General features: G+C 57.6%; 20 protein-coding genes. 12 read left to right on the top strand and 8 right to left on the bottom strand.

What is annotated here, in order from left to right; translation table 11 throughout:
* Positions 1 to 35: 35 nt before the first annotated feature.
* Positions 36 to 623 (bottom strand): pyroglutamyl-peptidase I, encoded by a 588-nt coding sequence (pcp, locus tag ACLI1L_RS08465; RefSeq protein WP_394286884.1) that lies wholly within the window; start codon positions 621 to 623, stop codon positions 36 to 38.
* 340 nt (positions 624 to 963) lie between these two features.
* On the opposite strand from pcp, the gene ACLI1L_RS08470 reads away from it, so the two are divergent.
* A complete protein-coding gene (locus tag ACLI1L_RS08470; protein WP_411707345.1) occupies positions 964 to 2,325 on the top strand; it encodes a dicarboxylate/amino acid:cation symporter in 1,362 nt (453 codons plus the stop codon).
* Between the two features lie 65 nt (positions 2,326 to 2,390).
* On the opposite strand, the gene ACLI1L_RS08475 is transcribed toward ACLI1L_RS08470, so the two are convergent.
* The 4 genes from ACLI1L_RS08475 to ychF all read right to left on the bottom strand — a co-directional run bounded on the left by ACLI1L_RS08475 (position 2,391) and on the right by ychF (position 6,719).
* Positions 2,391 to 3,320, bottom strand: coding sequence for a PRC and DUF2382 domain-containing protein (locus ACLI1L_RS08475; protein WP_394286886.1), 930 nt, complete (start codon positions 3,318 to 3,320; stop codon positions 2,391 to 2,393).
* Positions 3,321 to 3,836: 516 nt separating this feature from the next.
* Positions 3,837 to 4,748, bottom strand: coding sequence for a cation diffusion facilitator family transporter (locus ACLI1L_RS08480; RefSeq protein WP_411707346.1), 912 nt, complete (start codon positions 4,746 to 4,748; stop codon positions 3,837 to 3,839).
* Positions 4,749 to 4,971: 223 nt separating this feature from the next.
* The gene (locus ACLI1L_RS08485; RefSeq protein WP_394286888.1) at positions 4,972 to 5,505 is read right to left on the bottom strand and encodes a type 1 glutamine amidotransferase domain-containing protein; all 534 of its coding nucleotides are present in this window, start codon (positions 5,503 to 5,505) and stop codon (positions 4,972 to 4,974) included.
* A gap of 128 nt (positions 5,506 to 5,633) precedes the next feature.
* Complete coding sequence (gene ychF, locus ACLI1L_RS08490) at positions 5,634 to 6,719, bottom strand: redox-regulated ATPase YchF (protein ID WP_086588113.1); 1,086 nt, start codon at positions 6,717 to 6,719, stop codon at positions 5,634 to 5,636.
* Between the two features lie 47 nt (positions 6,720 to 6,766).
* Between ychF and ACLI1L_RS08495 the strand changes: the two genes are divergently transcribed.
* From ACLI1L_RS08495 to ACLI1L_RS08505, 3 genes are all read left to right on the top strand, one after another.
* A complete protein-coding gene (locus ACLI1L_RS08495) occupies positions 6,767 to 8,236 on the top strand; it encodes an AI-2E family transporter (RefSeq protein ID WP_023021873.1) in 1,470 nt (489 codons plus the stop codon).
* A gap of 36 nt (positions 8,237 to 8,272) precedes the next feature.
* On the top strand, positions 8,273 to 9,343 hold the full coding sequence (locus tag ACLI1L_RS08500) for a DNA recombination protein RmuC (RefSeq protein WP_049361537.1): 1,071 nt from the start codon (positions 8,273 to 8,275) through the stop codon (positions 9,341 to 9,343).
* Between the two features lie 62 nt (positions 9,344 to 9,405).
* A complete protein-coding gene (locus ACLI1L_RS08505; protein ID WP_086588114.1) occupies positions 9,406 to 10,209 on the top strand; it encodes a Yip1 family protein in 804 nt (267 codons plus the stop codon).
* Positions 10,210 to 10,274: 65 nt separating this feature from the next.
* Here the strand turns inward: ACLI1L_RS08505 and ACLI1L_RS08510 are convergent, their stop codons facing one another.
* On the bottom strand, positions 10,275 to 11,225 hold the full coding sequence (locus tag ACLI1L_RS08510; protein WP_086588115.1) for a 4-hydroxy-3-methylbut-2-enyl diphosphate reductase: 951 nt from the start codon (positions 11,223 to 11,225) through the stop codon (positions 10,275 to 10,277).
* 141 nt (positions 11,226 to 11,366) lie between these two features.
* Between ACLI1L_RS08510 and xseA the strand changes: the two genes are divergently transcribed.
* Genes xseA through ACLI1L_RS08525 form a run of 3 tightly spaced genes read left to right on the top strand, consistent with a single transcriptional unit; the run spans position 11,367 to position 13,267 of the window.
* Complete coding sequence (gene xseA, locus ACLI1L_RS08515) at positions 11,367 to 12,608, top strand: exodeoxyribonuclease VII large subunit (RefSeq protein ID WP_411707347.1); 1,242 nt, start codon at positions 11,367 to 11,369, stop codon at positions 12,606 to 12,608.
* A gap of 21 nt (positions 12,609 to 12,629) precedes the next feature.
* The gene (locus tag ACLI1L_RS08520; RefSeq protein ID WP_086588117.1) at positions 12,630 to 12,899 is read left to right on the top strand and encodes an exodeoxyribonuclease VII small subunit; all 270 of its coding nucleotides are present in this window, start codon (positions 12,630 to 12,632) and stop codon (positions 12,897 to 12,899) included.
* Positions 12,899 to 13,267, top strand: coding sequence for a hypothetical protein (locus ACLI1L_RS08525; protein WP_086588118.1), 369 nt, complete (start codon positions 12,899 to 12,901; stop codon positions 13,265 to 13,267). Before ACLI1L_RS08520 ends, ACLI1L_RS08525 begins: the two co-directional genes overlap by 1 nt.
* Here the strand turns inward: ACLI1L_RS08525 and ACLI1L_RS08530 are convergent.
* Positions 13,251 to 13,820 (bottom strand): DUF4245 domain-containing protein, encoded by a 570-nt coding sequence (locus tag ACLI1L_RS08530; protein WP_034656435.1) that lies wholly within the window; start codon positions 13,818 to 13,820, stop codon positions 13,251 to 13,253. The two genes, ACLI1L_RS08525 and ACLI1L_RS08530, sit on opposite strands and share 17 nt — an antisense overlap.
* A 188-nt stretch (positions 13,821 to 14,008) precedes the next feature.
* Here ACLI1L_RS08530 and glpX point away from each other — a divergent pair, with 188 nt between their 5' ends.
* From glpX to ACLI1L_RS08555, 5 genes are all read left to right on the top strand, one after another.
* A complete protein-coding gene (gene glpX / locus ACLI1L_RS08535) occupies positions 14,009 to 15,022 on the top strand; it encodes a class II fructose-bisphosphatase (protein ID WP_411707348.1) in 1,014 nt (337 codons plus the stop codon).
* Between the two features lie 85 nt (positions 15,023 to 15,107).
* The gene (locus ACLI1L_RS08540) at positions 15,108 to 16,508 is read left to right on the top strand and encodes a class II fumarate hydratase (protein WP_086588120.1); all 1,401 of its coding nucleotides are present in this window, start codon (positions 15,108 to 15,110) and stop codon (positions 16,506 to 16,508) included.
* A gap of 173 nt (positions 16,509 to 16,681) precedes the next feature.
* Positions 16,682 to 17,305, top strand: a complete 624-nt coding sequence (locus ACLI1L_RS08545; RefSeq protein ID WP_023021883.1) for a TetR/AcrR family transcriptional regulator — start codon at positions 16,682 to 16,684, stop codon at positions 17,303 to 17,305.
* On the top strand, positions 17,299 to 18,867 hold the full coding sequence (locus ACLI1L_RS08550; RefSeq protein ID WP_086588122.1) for an MDR family MFS transporter: 1,569 nt from the start codon (positions 17,299 to 17,301) through the stop codon (positions 18,865 to 18,867). The genes ACLI1L_RS08545 and ACLI1L_RS08550 overlap by 7 nt, the downstream gene beginning before the upstream one ends.
* The gene (locus ACLI1L_RS08555; protein ID WP_411707349.1) at positions 18,867 to 19,160 is read left to right on the top strand and encodes a DUF2316 family protein; all 294 of its coding nucleotides are present in this window, start codon (positions 18,867 to 18,869) and stop codon (positions 19,158 to 19,160) included. Before ACLI1L_RS08550 ends, ACLI1L_RS08555 begins: the two co-directional genes overlap by 1 nt.
* Positions 19,161 to 19,195: 35 nt before the next feature.
* Here ACLI1L_RS08555 and ACLI1L_RS08560 read toward each other — a convergent pair whose 3' ends face one another.
* On the bottom strand, positions 19,196 to 20,224 hold the full coding sequence (locus tag ACLI1L_RS08560) for a hypothetical protein (RefSeq protein WP_411707350.1): 1,029 nt from the start codon (positions 20,222 to 20,224) through the stop codon (positions 19,196 to 19,198).
* Positions 20,225 to 20,244 lie beyond the last annotated feature (20 nt).

The raw sequence follows: 20,244 nt of genomic DNA on the forward strand, positions 1-20,244 counted from the left end.
ATATTTCGCTGGTCCAAAAAGCCACAAAGGCTACCCTAACTAGCCTGCACCGCCCAGAGTGCCCGCTTTATCCCCTCGACTATCTCAGCTAGCGCCATCATGGGCTTATCCGCTTTGTTCTGCTCCTGAATATAGGGAACATGTACAAATCCCGCGCGCACCTCCGTCCCCGCGAAGTGATGCAAAAGACCATACAGGAGCTGATTGCACACGAAAGTCCCCGCCGTATTCGACACCCGCGCCGGACAATCATCCATCGCCGCGACCATTTCCTTTACCGGTAGCGTAGAAAAATACGCCGCTGGGCCACCCTCCACGACCGGTACATCCACTGGCTGATAACCCGCGTTATCAGGAATTTCGGCATCCATCACATTAATGGCGACTCGCTCCGGGGTGATATGTGCCCGGCCACCTGCCTGCCCCATACAGACAATTGCATCGACTGATGATTCCTCTGCGAGTGCAATTACTCGGCGCAGGGATTCCCCAAACTTGGTCGGAATCACCGCCTTGACAAGCTCTGCTCCCCCAACCTCCTCAGGTAATTGCTCCAGCGCCTGTTCTGTAGGGTTAATGCTTTCTCCGCCGAAGGCGTCAAATGCAGTCACGAGGATTTTCATGCTGCCAGTATTCCAGAAATCGCAGCCCCTCCTCGCTCTGCGCTTCGCCCTCCTCCCTTCGCGCTCTCCAGCAGCGTGAAGGTGATGCTTCCACCCCGCTCTGGTGAGCGCCAAGAGCGCCCACCACAATTCCTCCTCCCCCTCACGCTCACTGGGAAAAGAACCCCAGGTATTAGGAAGTCTGCCGGTGAGCGCGAAGGATGAGGTCGCAGGCACGGGAGAATCCCCACGTCTTGTACCTAAAGACGTCGAAGGAATAAACTGAGCGATGTTGAAGTTGAACAGGACAGTATCTGAAAAATAGTCCGATCTGTCCATTTTTATTTTCAAAGGAACCTTTATGTCTCAACAGGAATCTTCGCGCTCTAGGCTCCCAGGCTGGGCCACAGGATTCGGCGCGCAAGTTATTGCCGGCCTTATCATCGGCCTCATCTTGGGTTTCATCGCCTCCGGCATGGATACCGACCCAGACAATCCCGGTTGGTTGACCACCCTGCTCACGGGAGTCGGTAGCGCCTACGTCCAGCTGCTTAAGGTGATGATCCAGCCGTTGATCTTCGCCGCTGTTGTTACCTCAGTCGCCAATTTGCGCAAGGTGGCTAACGCGGCTTCCCTGGCGATTTCCACACTGGTGTGGTTCGCCATTACCGCATTCTTCTCTGTCTTGATGGGCATTTTCGTTGCCATCATTATGAAGCCGGGCGTCGGCACGAGCGTCGATGCCGCCACTGCGCAGGATCCTTCCCACGTCGGCTCGTGGACCGCGTTTTTTGAGCAGCTTCTGCCACAGAACTTCGTAGGCCTTTCTGCCTCGCTTTCCGACGGCGAAGTATCCCTCAGCTTTGGCGCGCTACAACTGCTTGTCATCTCACTGGCCATTGGTATCGCCGCAGTCAAGACCGGAAAGTCCGCGGAGCCGTTCCTGCGCTTTACCGAGTCCTTCCTCAAGGTCATCCAGGTCATCTTGTGGTGGATCATCCGCCTTGCACCGATTGGCACCGCCGCCCTTATCGGTAAGGCAGTAGCAACCTACGGCTGGGACGCCTTGGGCTCGCTGGGCAAGTTCGTTTTGGCCATGTACGTGGGCCTTGGTCTGGTTTTTGTCGTGGTCTACCCCGCCGTACTGAAGTTCAACAAGATTCCAGTCATGGGCTTTTATAAGCGCGTTTGGCCGGTCACCTCGCTGGGCTTTGTTACCCGTTCTTCCATGGGTGTCATGCCAGCTACCGAGCGCTTTAGCGAAAAGGCCATGGGTGTTCCCTCTGAATACGCTTCCTTTGCCGTTCCGCTAGGAGCAACCACCAAGATGGACGGCTGCGCCTCCGTATACCCGGCCATTGCAGCCATCTTTGTTGCCCAGTTCTACGACATTAACCTCGACTTCACCCAATACCTGCTCATCATCTTTGTTTCCGTCATTGGATCCGCTGCTACCGCAGGCACCACGGGCGCAACGGTTATGCTCACGCTGACGCTATCTACACTTGGCCTTCCGCTGGCTGGTGTCGGTCTCCTGCTGGCCATTGAGCCGATTATTGACATGGGACGCACTGCACTCAACGTCACCGGGCAGGTACTGTGCGCCACCGTCGTTGCTAACCGCGCCGGCATCCAAGACAATGCAACCTGGGACGCAGCAGAGAGCGGCGTCAAGGACATTATGGATTCTGACTCGGCCGCAGCCATCGGTGCCAAGGCTTAAATAAGCTCTCAAAAACATAAGAAACGCCCGCAAGGAAAACCTTGCGGGCGTTTAGCTATGCGCTTTTACTTCTTGAGGCCATCAACACCATCGGTGTCGATCTGCTCCTTGCGCAGCTCCTCGGTGTAAGTCTCGGTGTCGCGAACGGTGTCCTTCTTCAAGTTGATCTTCTCAACCGGAACGGTTTCCTTGTTCACGTTTACCTGCTCCTCGTGCAGGGTGACGGAAGCTTCCTCAGTGTCACCGGAGATGGTGCCGTTGTAGTTCTTGGCATCTTCAGCGTTGATCGGGGTGCGCTCGACGCGGACCTCTTCGCGCTCAACCGGAACCTCAACGGTCTCGGTGTCGGTTACAACGTACTTGCGCAGGCGAGCCTCGCCGGTAGCTACACGCTCCTTGTTGACGTTCAGCTGCTCCTCAGAACGGATGAGCTCGCCGTCATTGTTGGTGTGCGCAGCTGCGGTGTTCTTGGAAGCAGCGTTATCGGCAACGCCAGCCTTACGCTCAGCAGCAGCGGCATCGGTGCTGTGGGTAGCTTCCTTCTTCTCGTTAGCGTGTGCGCCAGCAACGCCTGCACCAGCGCCAGCAACGCCGGCACCTGCGGTCAGGTTGTGGTCCTTGTCAGCGCCAGCCTGAACGTCGCGTTTGGAGTCTAGGTTGGAGTCCTTGTAATCGGTAACGTCCTGTGCATTATCCAGGCCGTAGTGCTTGAAGATATCGGACTGTGCCTCTGGGGTCAGCGGCTTATCGGAATCGAAGTCCGGAGCGTCCTTGATGCGGTCCTTGGAGAAGCCCAGCTTCAGGTCATCGCCGGAGAAGTCATGGCCGCGCAGCGGAACGAGGCTGGAGTTCATACCGAACAGGCCGTGGTTAACCTCAACGAAGGTAGGCTGGCCGGACTGGTCATCAACGAATACCTCGTTAACGTTGCCCAGCTTCTCGCCGTCCTTGTCGTATGCGGTTGCGTTAAACAGATCCTTAATGTTCTTACCCATTGTCAGTAAATCCTTTCTACTATTGGTATAGCTCTCTTCAACCAATCAAAAGGACATATTCTTGCCCCCACATGTGGAATGCGGGGGGTGAGAATCGCTATTTGCTTGGTGTGACAACCACCATACGGAGAATTCAAAATTTTTCGACCGACAGCGAGAAATTTTTGCCGTTTTATTTACCCAGAGAAGGCTTCATGCAGCTCAGAGCAACCAATAACATTTTCATAACGTTAAGAAATCTGCACCATAAATGGCCCGAAGCTAAAAATTGGATGTCGTTTCACTTGCCCGCAGCGCCCTAGCCAACACCCTCCAATTTCTCCAAATCATTCAGGACTTACCGCACCCCCAAAATGCGGTGCCAGTAAACTCACAGCCCGCTTTCAATAGGGTGTATGCCCTCTGTGGAAAGTCACAGTTTATGTACAGGCCCTATTCACCCGAACGGGTCTATACACACATTGGTCTAGAAAAAATCAGCCCCAGTGACCGCCGGAAAACTTAGAATATTAAGGCCTAGCGGAACAGGTACGGGCGGCGGTTTTCCACGCCCGCCGGTTCCACATGAATGAATGCACTGCAGCCCGGATACAGTTCATCTAGCGCGATTTCCACGACGTCAGCAACCTCGTGGGAATGCATGACGCTCCACTCTCCTGGCACCTCCATGGTCAGGTAGACCAAGCGCTGACGGCCGGAGGCGACAGTACGCCGGTCTGTGAAGGTAACCGATTGCTCCTTTTCCAACCGGGCCAGCAGCTGGCGAATCTGCTGGCGCTCATCCGCGGGAAGTGCTTCAGAAAGCAAACTGCTCACGGAATCGCGCAGGAGGGTGTAACCAGTCCACAAGATATTGATACCCACAGCGAGTGCTACTACAGGGTCTAGCCACATCCAGCCAGTTAGGTAAACGGCGGCGATACCGACAAGGACGCCGACGGAAGTCCAGACGTCGGTAAGCAGGTGATGCCCATCCGCATCCAAGGTGGCAGAACGGTAGCGTTTGCCGGCGCGGATGAGCGCGATACCCACCACCAGGTTAAGCACGGACGAAAGCGTCGATAATGCCAAGCCCCAGCCTGCCTCCGCAATCGGCTGCGGAATAAAGAAGCGCTGGATGGCCGTATAGATGATCATGCCGGCCGCACTGAAAATCATCGCGCCTTCCACCAAGGCGGAGACGTACTCCGCTTTGCCATGGCCAAACTGGTGGTTATCATCGGCCGGCTTGGCAGCAATCCGGAGGGCATAAAAACCGGCGACGGCCGCCACGAGGTTCACTACGGATTCAAGGGCATCAGATAGGAAGCCCACCGAGCCGGTAAGCCACGCTGCCAAAGCCTTGAGGACGATGGTGGCTAAGGCGGCAGCGATGGAAAACTGCATAAAGCGCTCAAGAATGCGCTGTTCAGAGGCAATTGAAGACATAGTCTTTCCCTTCGGTGCGGTTGCTGACCGAAGGTCTCGTTCACGCCCGCGTACATTGCGGACGCTGGCTGGCCGGGCTAAACGCCAGTATGTCGACCAGGCATCTCGAATCATCCGAGGGAACTACTCCCCTTCAGGAAACTATAACCTTATAGGGGCCGGAACTCTGGCGCAAGATCAAAAAAAGCCACGGGTGATACCCGTGGCGTGCAAGCGAGGAGCTTTAGTGCTGTCCCTCTGCAAACTCCTCAACCAGCTTGGCATTAAAGGCTGGCAGGTCATCGGGAGTACGGGAGGACACCAAGCCCTGATCGCAGTGGACTTCCTCATCTACCCACGTAGCGCCTGCATTGCGCAGGTCGGTCTGCAAGGAGGGGAAGGACGTCAAGGTACGACCCTTTAGAGCTTCAGCATCGGCCAAGATCCATGCACCGTGGCAGATAGCACCAAGCGGGAGCTCCTTGCTCATGTGGTTGCGCACGATTTCTACTGCGGCCTTGTCCAAGCGCAGCAGGTCGGCATTGTCGGTACCGCCAGGCAAGATGATGCCATCGAAAGACTCGCCGGTGGAGTCAGCGGTAGCGGCGTCAACGGAAATCTCCGTGCCCTTCTTGCCGGTAATAGTACCGGCCTTAGGGGCGATGACGCGCACGGTAGCACCAGCGTTCTTCACGGCCTCCAAGGGGGAAGTCAGCTCAGAGTCTTCGAATCCATCGGTAGCGATAATTGCAATGGTCTTGTTGTCTAGTTCAGCCATAATGTGACCTCCTATAGTTTGGGTACCTCGCCCAAAATAACGCGGAAGATTCTCATTCGCTATAATTTCTCCGCCTGCGCGGGCAGTGCCTTCTCCGTTAGGAGGCCCAAGACTTAGAGGACGCGGAATTAACCGCCGATCTTAAAGTCGCACACGTCGCCGTCTTGCATGATGTAGTCCTTGCCTTCTTGGCGGACCTTGCCGTGAGCGCGAGCCTCGGCCATAGAACCGGCGGCTACTAGGTCATCGTAGGAAACGATTTCGGCCTTGATGAACTTCTTTTCAAAGTCAGTGTGGATAACGCCGGCGGCTTGCGGGGCGGCAGAGCCCTGCTTGATGGTCCACGCGCGGGCTTCCTTCTCACCGGCGGTGAGATAAGTCTGCAGCCCCAGCGTGGCAAAACCCGCCTTGGCCAAAGTAGCCAGGCCCGGCTCATCTTGGCCCACGGACTCAAGCAATTCGCGCGCTTCGTCTTCTTCCAACTCAAGCAGCTCAGTTTCTGTCTGGGCGTCAAGGAACACGGCCTCGGCCGGGGCGACGAGCTGGCGAAGCTCTTCCTTCTTTGCGTCGTCGGTAAGCACGGCCTCGTCCGAGTTAAAGACATAGAGGAAAGGCTTTGCCGTCATCAGGTGCAGATCGCGCACGAGCGAGAGGTCAATCTCGCCCTCCTTAGCTGCTGCGAAGAGGGTGCGGTCATCTTCTAGAATCTCCTGCGCCTTCTTGGTGGCTTCCACCTCAGCAGCTAGGTCCTTATTCTTGCGCGCATCTTTTTCTAGGCGCGGCAGAGCCTTTTCAATGGTTTGGAGGTCCGCGAGGATGAGCTCGGTATTAATAACGGAGATGTCATTGCGCGGGTCAACTTTGCCATCAACGTGGATGACATTGTCATCGGAAAAAGCGCGCACCACCTGGCAGATGGCATCTGCCTCACGGATATTGGCTAGGAAGGCGTTGCCCATGCCTTCACCCTGCGAAGCGCCAGAGACGATACCGGCAATATCCACGAAGGACACAGTGGCGGGCAGGATACGCTCCGAGTTAAACATTTCCGCCAGGTGGGTCAGGCGGGAGTCCGGCAGCTCCACCAGGCCCACGTTGGGCTCGATGGTGGCAAACGGGTAGTTCGCCGCCAGGATCTCGGAACGGGTCAGGGCATTAAACAATGTGGACTTGCCCACGTTGGGCAGGCCGACGATTCCTAGTGTAAGACTCACGGGGCCAATCCTAACTCACCCACCTTCTTTTAAGGCAAGATGGTGGGGTGAGTTCTGATAACCAACCGCTGCCCGAGGCTCCCAAGACGGGCCTGGGCGATAAGTTTGATGAAAGCTTCGATACCAGCAAGCTGGAGGATGTATCGCCACATCCGCCGGGCGATCAGGTAGATCGCTCCGTCATTGCCGGCGAGGTAGTTAAGTCTGCGTCCCTCTGGGCGGTCCGCCTGCTCATCATCTGCGTTTTCCTCTACGCCCTCTACCGCTTGCTCGGCAATTTTTGGCAGGGCATCTTGCCAGTGCTTTTGGCCCTCATCATCTGCACCGTCCTAGCCCCAGTGGCTAAGAAGTTGCGCAGCATTGGCCTCCCCGCCGCGTTGGCGGCTGCCGTAACCATTTTGGTTTCTTTCACGGCAGTGGGTGGACTCATTTCCTTCGTTGCCCCGGACTTCATGCGCCAATCCCGCTCTTTGTACTTGCAGACGGTCTCCGGTATCCAAAGCCTGCAGCTCTGGGCACAAGGCCCGCCTCTCAACCTCGATAGCGAGGATATGAGCAGCTACATCGATGAAGCGGCTTCCTGGCTACAACAGCGCGCTGGCGCCATCGCCGGTTCCGTCTTTACCGGTATCGGCACCGCTACCTCCATCCTGGTCACCCTCTTCATTGTGTTGGTGCTAACCTTCTTCTTCCTCAAGGACGGCGCCAAGTTCCTCCCCTGGCTGCGCGATGCCACGGGCAAACGCGCCGGCTGGCACCTTACTGAGCTCCTCACCCGCGCATGGACCACGCTTGGAGGCTTTATTCGTGCGCAGGCAGTTGTCTCGCTTGTCGACGCCGTCTTTATCGGCATCGGCCTCGCCCTCATCGGCGTCCCCCTGGCCATGGCTTTGGCGATCATCACCTTCATCGCCGGCTTTATCCCCTTCGTCGGCGCAATTGTGGCCGGTGCCCTTTCCGTCACCATCGCATTGGTGTCCCTTGGCATTACCAAGGCCTTGCTCGTTCTTGGACTGGTCTTGCTGGTCCAACAGCTGGAGGGAAATGTCCTTTCCCCTTGGCTGCAGTCCAAGGCCATGGACCTGCACCCCGTCATCGTCTTGGTTTCTGTGACCGTAGGCTCTGCGCTATTTGGCCTGGTGGGAGGTTTCCTCGCGGTTCCGGCAGCCGCGATGTTCGCGGTGGCCTATCGCTACAGCCAAGATATGATGAAGCTCCAGTCGGGCGAAAAGACCGCCGCGGAGCTGGACTTTTCCACCGTAGCTGGCTACCTCATCGGCCGTTATACGGAGGAGCAAGGGCGCTATAAGCGCGAGGCGTGGCTTAAAATGCCGGACTACGCAGCCCCAGAGGGCGCAGTGGCGGACGTAGCCGCGGACGGCAATTCCAATTCCCTCGACGCTGCCCTCAACGTGGAATCCACCCCGAAAGAGCATGAGAAGCCCGGCGTGCGCTCCAACCTGCGCCGTGCCCGCGATGCCTTCGAGGGCCTTTTGAACGGAGATTCGAAAAAATAGTGGGCTGTGTCGGCTGCTCGTGCCATGCTGGGTTCCATGACTTCCACATTGCCCGTGCTGCTACTTTTTATCGGCCTCACCCTCGGCGCGGTAATGGGTTGGTTGGCCCATTCCTACTCCGCTGCTCGTTCGGCGCCAAGTGCCGAACACCGCGCGCTGCAAGAATCGCAGCGTCGCCAAGCTGAGCTCCAGCCGCTGGAAAAGGCCATGGACCGTTTGGGGTTTCAGCTCCAAGAAATTGAGGAAGACCGCACCGCGCTGCTCGCTTCCCTTTCCAGCCAGGTCCAAGCGGTAACCCGCACCTCCTCTCGTCTGACTGAACGCACTGACAAACTTGTTAGTGCCTTGCGCTCGCCCAATACCCGCGGTCGTTGGGGCGAGGTGCAATTGGAGCGGGTGGTTGAAATAGGCGGCATGACCAAACATGTGGATTTTGACTGCCAGGTTTCTGCTCCGCTGGGTGGTCGCACCGTTCGCCCAGACATGGTTATCAAGTTGGCTGGTGGCCGCCATATCATCGTCGATGCCAAGGTGCCTTTTACTTCTTACCTCGACGCGCTGGAGACCGATGACCCAGAAGAACACGCCGGCTTCTTGCGCCGCCACGCACACTTGATGCGTGGCCACGTCCAAGCACTATCGCACAAAGACTATATTGAAGCGTTTCAACCCACACCCGAATTCGTCATCCTGTTTGTCCCTGCAGATCCTTTCCTCGATGCTGCATTGTCGGTGGACCCAGAACTCATCGAGTATGCCTTTGAACGCAACGTAGTAATAGCCACCCCCAGCTCGCTTTTCGCCCTCTTGCGCACGGTTGCTATGGGGTGGCATCAAGAAGATATCTCCGCCAAGGCTAAAGAAGTTCAGCGCTTAGGGCGCGAACTGTACACGCGCCTGAATACGCTTTCTGATCACTATGGCAGGGTGGGCCACAACTTAGAAAAGGCAGTCGAGGCCTACAATGCCACGCTGTCCTCGCTAGATTCCCGTGTCGGAGTCACGGCCCGCAAATTGCACGAGATGGATATCCCGGGCCGCACTGACCGCACGCCGCGGGAGCCCGTAGCCATCGATACGTGGCCGCGCGGGCATTCGCCACTATAAATCCGGCGATTTAGTGCGTGGAAATAGCCATGGGCAGGCACGAACCGGTAGGATCTTTCGACGTGTCACAAGCCAAGCAAAGAAAGTCTTCCGCCGCCCAAAGCTCTGGACTCCCCAGCATCGCGCTGGGCACGGGCCTTGGGCTGCTCGCGGCAATTTTGCTCACCGGCGCGTTGATTTCCATCCTGATGGGTACCATCGGGTGGGCTTACCTCGCCTTCCTCGTCATCGGCTCGCTGCTGGTGGCGCTCATCGTAGAAGAACGCGGCCTCTTCCTCACGGTGGCTTCCATCCCCATCTTGTATGCCATCACGGTGGTACTGGCCGGATTCTTTATTACCAAGGCCAACTTGCCAGAGGGAGCATCACCGTTTTCCAAGACGGCTACCGTAACCGCAGCTTTCCCCCTTGTCCAAAGTTTTCTCTGGCTCCTCATCGCTTTAGTAGGTGCAGGAGTCATCGGCTGGTTGCGATGGGTCCGCTACCGTAAGACGGCACGTCGCACCGCTGAAATGGAAACTTCCTCCCGCCGTTCCGATGCTGAGCAAGACCGCCGCAATCGCGCTGAGCGTTTATCGGTCGCTGACTTGATGGCGCGCGATAGGCTGGCAAAGGAACCTACTAAAACTCAAGCCACTCCGCAGCGCGCCCGCGCCTCTCATACGTTAAGGAAGTCCCGCCCCGCGCCCAAGGATCGCCTGCGTGGGCGCGACCGAGAGGAACGCCGCCGCCTCCAACAAGAGGAACGCGCAAATCCAATGCGCCCGGATCCAACCCGGCGCGCCGGCGATTCGGTACCGGCCTCTAAGGAGCACAAGCAAGCACCCAAGCAAGGTTGGGACGATAACCTCTATGACGAGGACTAAAACAAAAGAAAGGCCCGTTTCCGGGCCTTTCTTTTGTTTTAGATGTAGTTTAAGCGCGCGCCCATTTAAGTGCGTGCTGGACGCAGGTCGCGCGGGAGGGCGAAGGTAATCGTCTCCGTAGAGGTAGTTACCTGCTCTACGTCGCTATAGCCACGCGCATCGAGGAATTCCAATACCTCGCGTACCAGCAATTCTGGTACCGATGCACCACAGGTGACTCCGACGGTGTGCACGCCTTCCAGCCAGGCATCGTCGATCTCCTTGGCAAAATCCACGAGGTGCGAAGCCTTAGCCCCAGCCTCAAGCGCCACCTCCACCAAGCGCACCGAGTTAGAGGAGTTTTTAGACCCCACCACAATCATCAGGTCGCACTTGGGGGCAATGGCTTTGACGGATTCTTGGCGGTTTTGGGTGGCGTAGCAAATATCGTCTGAAGGCGGGTTTTCCAAATGCGGGAAACGCTCGCGCAGTTTATTGACGATGGTGATCGTCTCATCCACCGAAAGCGTGGTCTGAGATAGCCAGATAAGCTTCTCGTCCTGCAGGGAATCTGGCAGCTTAGCAACACCTTCGACACCGTCTACGAGGTGGGTGACCTCCGGTGCTTCGCCGGCGGTTCCTTCCACTTCCTCATGTCCTTCGTGGCCAACTAGGAGGATGTGATAGCCATCGCGCTGGAAGCGCTGGGCTTCCTTATGCACCTTGGTTACCAATGGGCACGTGGCGTCCAACGTTAGTTGCTTGCGCTGCGTTGCCTCTGCCCGGACGGCCGGGGAAATGCCGTGGGCGGAAAAGACTAGGTGGGCACCTTCTGGGGCCTCAGAGGCCTCGTCAACAAAGATGACGCCGCGTTCTGCCAAAGACTCTACGACGTAGCGATTGTGCACGATTTGCTTGCGTACATAAATGGGCGCGCCGTACTTTTCCAGCGCCTTTTCTACGGTTTCAACCGCGCGATCTACGCCTGCGCAGTATCCGCGAGGCGCCGCGAGGAGAACATTTTTACCTTCAGTCATGGCTCCCAGAGTATCGAAACAGCACGCAAAACAATAGTGGGGCCCACCGCCGCCATTCCGGCTACCCCGAGCGGGGCAATCATCTGCGCTGGCCCCTAAACTAGGCGGAAGAACACGGCAGACTGAAGAAAGGGAGGCTGTGTGAATCAACCGGCAAATACTCCGGATACTCCCTGGCCCGTTGGTAAAGTCAATGACCAGGTCAAGGGCTGGATCGAGCGCCTGGGCTACCTGTGGGTAGAAGGTCAATTGACCCAAATTAATTTCAAACCCACTTGGAAGCTGTCCTATCTCACGCTGCGTGATGTACAGCAGGAAAAGTCCGTGCAGCTGACCTGTCCATCATCAATGTTGCAGTCATTGTCAGCACCGCTAAAGGACGGCGACCGCGTCATTGTCCATGGCAAGCCGGCTTTTTACGCCGGCCGCGGTTCTTTTTCACTGTGGACCACGGAGATTCGTCATGTGGGCATAGGTGATCTACTCGCGCGCATTGAGAAATTGCGCCAGCAGCTTTCGGCAGAGGGACTTTTTGATCCTGCTCGCAAGCGGCCACTGCCCTACCTGCCGTACAAAATTGGGCTGATTACCGGCCGCGGTTCGGCCGCGGAGCGAGATGTGATGGCGGTAGCTCATGATCGCTGGCCAGCGGTGCAATTCCGGGTACTCAATACCGCGGTTCAGGGTGCGAATACCGTACCTGAGGTTATTGATGCGCTCCAGCAGCTTGATGCGGATCCTGAGGTGGACGTCATCATCATCGCCCGTGGCGGCGGCTCCGTGGAAGATCTGCTGCCCTTCTCAGAAGAAGCGCTGCAACGCGCGGTCGCGGCTGCTGGCACTCCGGTGGTCTCCGCCATTGGCCACGAGCCGGATAGCCCAGTGCTCGATAACGTCGCCGACCTGCGCGCCGCCACGCCTACCGACGCCGCAAAACGCGTCGTCCCCTCCGTGGCCGAGGAGCGTGCCATTGTCGCAGAGGCACGCTCCCGGATGGCTGCCGCCTTGCGCGGCTGGGTGGAAAGGGAGCGACGCGGCCTAGACAATATTCGTTCCCGGCCCGTCATGGCAGACCCCATGACCCCCATTCGTACGCGCCGCGAGGAAGTAGAGCGCACTCGTGCCACCATGCGCCGCGAAATTGAGGTCATGGTAGAACGTGAGACCCGCCACGTGGAGTCGCTGCGCGCTCGTGTTTCAGCTTTGGGACCTTCAGCTACTCTCGCCCGCGGATATTCCATCGTCCAAGTGGTACCCAAAGATGGCTCCGGCCCCGAAGTTGTCACCTCTTATGAGCAGTCGCCTCCTGGCGCGCAACTGCGCATCCGCGTGGGCGATGGATCTATTACCGCTGTTTCTATGGCCTCCCAGGCCGCCGATTAACCACCAAACGAGGAGAAAATAATGTCGGAGGACACCATTGGCACCGGTCAGCCAGGCCAGGATGCTTTTACCCCAGTAGAAGAATTGAGTTATGAGCAAGCCCGAGACGAGCTCATTGAAACCGTAAAGATCTTAGAGCTCGGGCAGATGGGCCTGGATGAGTCATTGAAGTATTGGGAACGCGGCGAGGCCCTTGCCCGAACGTGCGAGGCACATCTCGACGGCGCGGCAAAGCGCGTTGAAGCAGCGCTCGAGAGGGCCGAAGAAGCAGACGCAGAAGGAGACGAGTAGTGCAGATTTATGGGTATCCAGGTGAGCGGGTGGATTTTGTGTCGAAGTCTGCGGCCGCCGGTTCCATCATGGCGGGAGACTCCCGGGAATTCGTAGAGGAATTCTTTGGCCCAGCACATACCCGCGATGATGACGAGGTGAGCTATTTCTCCCAATCCGTGGTGCTGCGCTTTACAGGCGATAAGGTACGCGAAATCGCTATTTATCCGCAGCGTTCCCAGCGTGAGCGCATCGATGTTTTTGTGGGAAAGACGCGCCTCAGCGGCCTAGATGAGGAATCCCTCGCAGAGGTCATTGCCCAGGCCGGCGACGGTCTTAGCGCCACCGCTGCGGCAGAAGGATTGGGCGAGGCTATTTTTCGGCTATAGGTGCGGCGTCGATAAACGCAGCGGTAGCAGCCTCAAAATCGCTATCGTCCGCGGCACCGGAGATGATGAGGCGAGCGTCGCCCAAATCAGTCACCCACAGGCGGCGCACGGAGTCGTCATCACTTTCTAGTACCCGCACTTGGTGCCCTTTGACTTCGCGGGCAGATTCGATGCCGCGGTAGTTGGCGTCGTATTCCTTGCCCGCATCATCGGCCGCCACCTGTGTCTGAGTAGACTCCACAAACCCTTGGTCAGCAGTCACCCAGCTGACCACGGTGGCGTTTTCTCCACCCATATCAACGCGGCGGGCAGCATTAGCCTCCCAGCCCTCTGGCATATCAGGATTGCGAATAGCGCCAATTCCCGCGCGAGCTTGGGTTTCAAGGAAGGTTTGTTCATCCACTTCCTGCACCGCTCCCTGTTGAGTTTCGGAATTGATCGAGCATAGGCCGGTCGCTCCCACGGCCAGCAGCATCATGATCACCACGACGGCGAGGGACAGGGAGATATCCTTCGCGCCTTCAAAAATCTTTGGTCTTTCTTCTGCAGCCACGCGCCTTAGTATCGCACGGTGTGCTTCCAAAAAGCCACACGGCCCCTTCTCCCCCGAAAGTTTGACGAATCCCCCACAAATGGGGCGCAAAATCGGACCCATTAGAGCAAAAAAGTGCGAGAATGGAAAGGTAGAGCATCAAGGGGAACACCCCTCGATGAGAAAACTATGGAAGGCAACCACTACACATGTCCGAAAATACGTCTTATCTTCCTGACCGCAACCTGGCGATGGAACTGGTTCGTGTCACCGAGGCAGCAGCGCTCGCATCCGGCCGTTGGGTAGGCCGCGGCCAGAAGAATGAGGGCGATGGCGCGGCGGTCGACGCCATGCGCAAGCTCATCAATTCCGTTGCCATGAAGGGCGTCGTTGTCATTGGTGAGGGCGAAAAGGATGAGGCCCCAATGCTATTTAACGGCGAAGAAGTAGGCACCGGCGAGGGTGCCGCCATGGATATCGCCGTGGACCCCGTTGACGGAACTCGTTTGATGGCAGAAGGCCGCCCCAACGCTATCTCCGTCATCGCGGCCGCAGAGCGCGGAACCATGTATGACCCTTCTGCAGTCTTCTACATGGAAAAGATTGCTGTTGGCCCCGAGGCCGTGGGCGCTATCGACATCAACGAATCCGTGGAGTGGAATATCAAGTCCGTCGCGGAGGCTAAGAAGATTCGCCCAGAAGACCTGACCGTGGTGGTCCTTGACCGTCCGCGCCACGAGCAGCTCATCTCGGAAATTCGCGCCGCAGGTGCCAAGGTACGCCTCATCATGGATGGCGACGTTGCAGGCGCCATCGCCACCTGCCAGGATTCCAACTCCATCGACATGATGATGGGCATCGGCGGCACCCCAGAGGGCATTATCACCGCCTGCGCTATGCGCTGCATGGGCGGCGAAATCCAGGGCAAGCTGTGGCCAAAGGATGAAGAGGAAGTAGAAAAGGCCCGCGCAGCCGGCCACGATTTGGACCGCGTCCTCAAGACCACTGACTTGGTCTCCTCCGAAAACTGCTACTTCGCTGCCACCTGCGTGACCAATGGTGACATGCTGCGCGGTGTTTCCTACCGCAATTCCGGCGCTACTACCCGTTCCCTGGTTATGCGATCCAAGTCCGGCACCATCCGCTACATCGACTCCATCCATAAGCTATCCAAGCTGCAGGAATATTCCGTAGTGGATTACACCACCCCGACCAAAAACTAGGGGTCACCCCCGAAGGCGGCCCTCCTGGTAGATCTCCGCCATACTGGAAAGCACACACTACCCAATTAACTGAGGTGATCTTCACATGACTGAATACCGCATCGAACATGACACCATGGGCGAAGTAAAGGTTCCTGCAGATGCCCTGTGGCGCGCACAGACCCAGCGCGCAGTGGACAACTTCCCTATTTCCGGCCGCGGCCTCGAAAATGCGCAGATTCGCGCACTTGGCCTCCTTAAAGCAGCTTGTGCTCAGGTAAATAAGGATTCCGGCAAGTTGGACGCGGACAAGGCCGATGCCATTATCGCCGCCGCTACTGAAATCGCCGAGGGCAAGCACAATGATGCTTTCCCTATCGACGTTTTCCAGACTGGTTCCGGCACCTCTTCGAATATGAACACCAATGAGGTCATCGCCTCCTTGGCACACCAAAATGGCGTGGAGATTCACCCGAATGACCACGTGAACATGGGTCAGTCCTCTAACGACACTTTCCCCACCGCCACCCACGTTGCCGCTACTGAGGCCGCCGTTAATGACCTCATTCCGGGCTTGAAGGTTCTGCACGAGTCCCTGAGCAAGAAGGCCAAGGAATTCGCCGATGTGGTCAAGGCGGGCCGTACTCACTTGATGGACGCCACCCCGGTTACCCTCGGTCAAGAATTCGGTGGCTACGCCCGCCAGATCGAGCTGGCCATCGAGCGCATCGAGGCCACCCTGCCACGCTTGGGCGAGCTGGCCATCGGCGGTACCGCCACCGGCACCGGCCTGAATACCTCTGCGGACTTTGGCGCTAAGGTCACCGAAGAGCTCAAGAAGCTCACCGGTGTTGCGGAACTAAAGGAAGCAGAGAACCACTTTGAGGCACAGGCTGCCCGCGATGGCTTGGTAGAGTTCTCCGGCGCCATGCGCGCGGTTGCTGTGTCCCTTAATAAGATTGCTAATGACCTCCGCATGATGGGCTCTGGCCCACTGACCGGACTGGCAGAGATTCACCTGAAGGACCTGCAGCCAGGTTCTTCTATCATGCCGGGTAAGGTCAACCCGGTCATTCCGGAGGCCGTCACCATGGTTGCCGGCCAGGTGGTGGGCAATGACGCTGCAGTCGCCTTCGGCGGTGCCCAGGGCCACTTCGAGCTCAATGTCTTCATCCCGATGATGGCACGCAACGTGCTCGAGTCTGCCCGCCTGCTGTCCAATGCCTCCCGCGTCTTCGCTGATAAGTGCATCGATCACATCGAGGCCAACGAGGAGCGCATGAAGCACTTTGCGGAGTCTTCCACCTCCATCGTGACCCCGCTCAACTCTGCCATCGGCTACGAGAACGCAGCAAAGGCAGCAAAGCACGCCCTGCATGAGAAGATCACTGTTCGCCAGGCCGTCATTGATTTGGGCTTTGTCGACGGCGAAAACCTCACCGAGGAAGAGCTGGATAAGCGCCTCGACGTACTGAGCATGACTAACCGCGACCGCGATAACTTCTAAGTATCCGCCGCACCGCTACCCCGCCCGGGCAGGACCCGGGCGGGGTTTCGCATGCCAGGGTAAGGGGGGCGTCGGCAAGAGCAATGGCACATCTCACATAAAGAAGGATGCACCTCTAAAATCACCCTTTTTGCACTTGGTGCAAGTTTGCACCGAGTGTAAAGTTGCATGGCGTGCAAGAAGAACTATCACTACGCGAGCAGAAACGCCTCGAGACGCGCCTGCGCATAGAGGATGCCGCCACAAAACTGGTGGATGAACAATCCTTTAGCGCAGTCACTATTGAGCGGATCTGCGAAGTAGCCGGTATTTCTCGGCGCACCTTCTTCAATTACTTCGATTCCAAGGAATCCGCCGTTTTGGGCGCTCCAAGCACCGAGTTTACGGAAGAGATGCGGGAACTCTTCCTTAATGAGCCAACGACCAGCATGGTAGACCTCGTCCTTCAGTTGGTCAGACGGCATATGGAAGGCCACCACATCAACCCGACTATCCGGGATCGCCGCAAACGCATCTCCAATGATCCAGATGCAGCTGCGGCGGCAATAAGCCGGAAGCGAGCAAAATCCATTGAGCTCATCGATCTCATTGAAGAGCGCCTTAACAAAGAGCCGGAGCTTCGCGTCCTTGACAGCTGCTCTTCTAGCACCGAGGCGATGCTCATCGCCGGCCTCGTCCGTGAGGCACTGTGGTTGGCGATGGCATCCCCGGATGCAGATTGCAGCCTAGACCTCGGCGCGCGTCTCGATACTTCCCTCACGCTAATAACAGACTTTATGAAAGGAATGCGATGGTAGATACGGCTGCTAAGGCCCCCTCGCAGGGCCAGTCCCGCGCCGATAACCTCGGGCTTATTTTCTCGGCCCTAATGCTCACCATGCTGATGAGCTCCTTGGGCCAAATGATCTTCTCTTCTGCTCTTCCAACCATCGTTGGTGAGCTCGGCGGCGTCGACCACATGAGTTGGGTCATCTCCGCCTTCCTTGTCACCATGACCATCGCCATGCCTATCTCCGGCAAGCTGGGTGACATGTTGGGCCGCAAGTGGCTCTACATTGGGGGTATCGCCACCTTCGTCGTGGGATCCACCCTCGGTGGCTTTGCCAACTCCATGTCGCTGCTGATTATCGCCCGCGCCGTGCAAGGCTTTGGCGCTGGATTCATGATGATCTCTTCCCAATCCATCATCGCCGAGGTCACCTCCTCCCGTGAGCGCGGCAAGTTCATGGGCATCATGGGCGGCGTCTTTGGCCTGTCTTCCGTCCTCGGCCCCGTCCTCGGCGGCTGGTTCACCGACGGACCAGGTTGGCGCTGGGGCATGTGGATGAACATCCCGCTTGGCATCCTCGCCATCATCGTGTGCACCTTGGTGCTGCACCTGCGCGTCGGTAAAGCCGACATGAAGCGCTTTGACTGGCTCGGCGCAACCTTCATCGCGATTACTACCGCTTCCCTTATTCTCATGACCACCTGGGGCGGCACCGAGTACGAGTGGGGCTCGTCGATGATCCTCACCTTGGGTGCCATCACCATCATTGGCGCCATCATCACCATCCTGGTGGAGCTGCGCGCCAAGGAACCGCTCATTCCAGTTCGCCTGTTCAAGAACCGCAACATGGCCCTTACTACCCTGTCCGGCGTGGTACTGGGCCTGGCAATGTTCGGTGTTCTGGGCTACATGCCTACTTACTTGCAGATGGTGCACACCCTGACCCCAACCAAGGCGGGTCTGATGATGATCCCGATGATGGTGGGTCTTATCGGCACCTCCACTGGCGTGGGCTTCATCATTGCCCGCACCGGCCACTACAAGGTCTACCCCATCATCGGCCTGGCAATTACCGCTGGTGCATTGTTCTGGATGTCTCACCTGACCGTAGAGACTTCCCTGAAACAGCTGGGCTGCGAGTTCCTGGTCTTCGGCATCGGCCTGGGCATGGTTATCCAGGTCCTCGTGCTCATCGTCCAGAACTCCTTCCCACTGTCCCAGGTGGGTACCGCTACCGCGGCGAATAACTTCTTCCGCCAAATCGGTTCCGCACTGGGTGCTTCCCTGGTTGGCTCCATGTTCATCCACAATATGAAGGATGAGATGGCCACCCGCATGCCAGAAGCCTTCCAAAAGATGGGCCCCGAGGGTGCCGCCTATGCAGAAAAGTTTGGCAATGCCGATGGTGGTGCCAATAGCCTCACCCCGGATTTGGTCGCGTCTTTCCCCAAGCCAATCGAGGAAGCAATCCTCAATTCCTATAATGACGGCCTGACCCCGGTTATCGCTCTGATGGTTCCGTTGGTCATCGTCGCCCTCCTTCTCCTCCTGCCTCTGCGCGAGGAGCGACTGAAGGAAACCATTGACTAATGTCGCTTACACCTGCAGAAACTAAGGCTACAAGCCAAGAGCTGCATGCCTTGCGCGATGCACTCCCGCTTGCCGACGCCCCCATTGAATCCGCCCTCGGCTATGCTCCTGGCGGCCTGCAGGCGGCATTGAATGTCCAAGCCAAACCCATCGAGGTATGGCGCACTAGGGACTATCTAGTTTCCTTAGCCCGCGCACACGGTATCCCGATCCCGCGCTTTAGCCGCTTGAGCAATAACATGCGCTCATCGGCGCAGCGCTGGTTCGGCCCCTGGGACGTTCCTACGGTGTAGCGTCCCCCACACACCCCGCTCTCGGCGGGGTATTTTTATTGCCAGAAACCCATCTGCCGCAAAACTTGGGACCCAATTCCCAAAATGGCAACGATGGCGGCAATGATGCCGATAGCCGCGCCGGCGCTCGATCCTCCACCACTGCCGCTTATCGCTGGCTTTTTGGTGACCGCTACCGTCTGGTTCAGTGCTTCTCCAGCCGGGCGAGTTTCCCCGTTGCGCAGCAGGTATGGAGTAATACGCACCTCAACCGTGCCTTCCTGCAAGGCCTCATAAGTCCCGTCAGAATGCACCGCAAGAACCTCCGGATCGGACGAGGTTAGCGATGACCCCGGCACCCCTAACCGGGCACCGTCCCATCCCGCAATGCTTACGCCAATGCTGCCGGAATCGCCCACATGGGTACCGCCGCTAAAACGTATAGCCGCGCTTGCCAGAGCGGTTTCCGGTACCGCAATGGGAAATGCGTGCCGTCCTTCGAGGCGCTCTGGGGCGCCCGACACCGCGTGCTCGGAATAATGGCCGGCCGTCGTATTTCCAACCTGTGCCTGGGCAAAATAGTGGTTGGCTGGGTTAAGCAAGCTGTAAATATGCCCCGCACCGTCAGAATAGGAACCGCTAGAGCGAATGAGCTGATTCCACTCGCTGCCAGAACCGCCATCAGTAGACCAGTTGGCAATGGCGCGTTCCATCGGTGAAGAGGTGAGGTTTTCTGCGAAGAAGGCGCCAGACTTTACCGTCCACGGCTCCTCCCCGTCTCCACGGCGATGATCAAAATCGTAGTTTTCCTCCGCAGCGCGCTGCATCGCGGAGTGTTCCAATCCCCTGCTCCAGGACATGCCGTTTATATATGCGGTGCGGTCCGGTGCGACGTCGCGAAGCCTAGCACCAGCAAACGGAAGATTGGCATCCCAGGCCTTGGCGCGCAACTCATGCAACTGGCGAGTCACCGTCTCGATATGGGACTGTAGCTCAGGAGTGGCAAACACATAGGCCACACCACCATCAACCTGGGTGATATCCAACTGGGCAACAGGCACCGAGCCTGCGGAGGGATAGGACACAGCTCCCGCTGTAGGAACAG

The organism is Corynebacterium sp. LaCa117, assembly GCF_046717765.1.
Taxonomy (GTDB): Bacteria; Actinomycetota; Actinomycetes; order Mycobacteriales; family Mycobacteriaceae; genus Corynebacterium; species Corynebacterium kefirresidentii.

What these genes read in the sequence shown, in the direction of transcription:
- pcp (WP_394286884.1), bottom strand. Translation starts at nt 623, where the DNA reads ATGAAAATCCTCGTGACTGCATTTGACGCCTTCGGCGGAGAAAGCATT.
- ACLI1L_RS08470 (WP_411707345.1), top strand. Translation starts at nt 964, where the DNA reads ATGTCTCAACAGGAATCTTCGCGCTCTAGGCTCCCAGGCTGGGCCACA.
- ACLI1L_RS08475 (WP_394286886.1), bottom strand. Translation starts at nt 3,320, where the DNA reads ATGGGTAAGAACATTAAGGATCTGTTTAACGCAACCGCATACGACAAG.
- ACLI1L_RS08480 (WP_411707346.1), bottom strand. Translation starts at nt 4,748, where the DNA reads ATGTCTTCAATTGCCTCTGAACAGCGCATTCTTGAGCGCTTTATGCAG.
- ACLI1L_RS08485 (WP_394286888.1), bottom strand. Translation starts at nt 5,505, where the DNA reads ATGGCTGAACTAGACAACAAGACCATTGCAATTATCGCTACCGATGGA.
- ACLI1L_RS08500 (WP_049361537.1), top strand. Translation starts at nt 8,273, where the DNA reads ATGACTTCCACATTGCCCGTGCTGCTACTTTTTATCGGCCTCACCCTC.
- ACLI1L_RS08510 (WP_086588115.1), bottom strand. Translation starts at nt 11,225, where the DNA reads ATGACTGAAGGTAAAAATGTTCTCCTCGCGGCGCCTCGCGGATACTGC.
- ACLI1L_RS08520 (WP_086588117.1), top strand. Translation starts at nt 12,630, where the DNA reads ATGTCGGAGGACACCATTGGCACCGGTCAGCCAGGCCAGGATGCTTTT.
- glpX (WP_411707348.1), top strand. Translation starts at nt 14,009, where the DNA reads ATGTCCGAAAATACGTCTTATCTTCCTGACCGCAACCTGGCGATGGAA.
- ACLI1L_RS08540 (WP_086588120.1), top strand. Translation starts at nt 15,108, where the DNA reads ATGACTGAATACCGCATCGAACATGACACCATGGGCGAAGTAAAGGTT.
- ACLI1L_RS08550 (WP_086588122.1), top strand. Translation starts at nt 17,299, where the DNA reads ATGGTAGATACGGCTGCTAAGGCCCCCTCGCAGGGCCAGTCCCGCGCC.
- ACLI1L_RS08555 (WP_411707349.1), top strand. Translation starts at nt 18,867, where the DNA reads ATGTCGCTTACACCTGCAGAAACTAAGGCTACAAGCCAAGAGCTGCAT.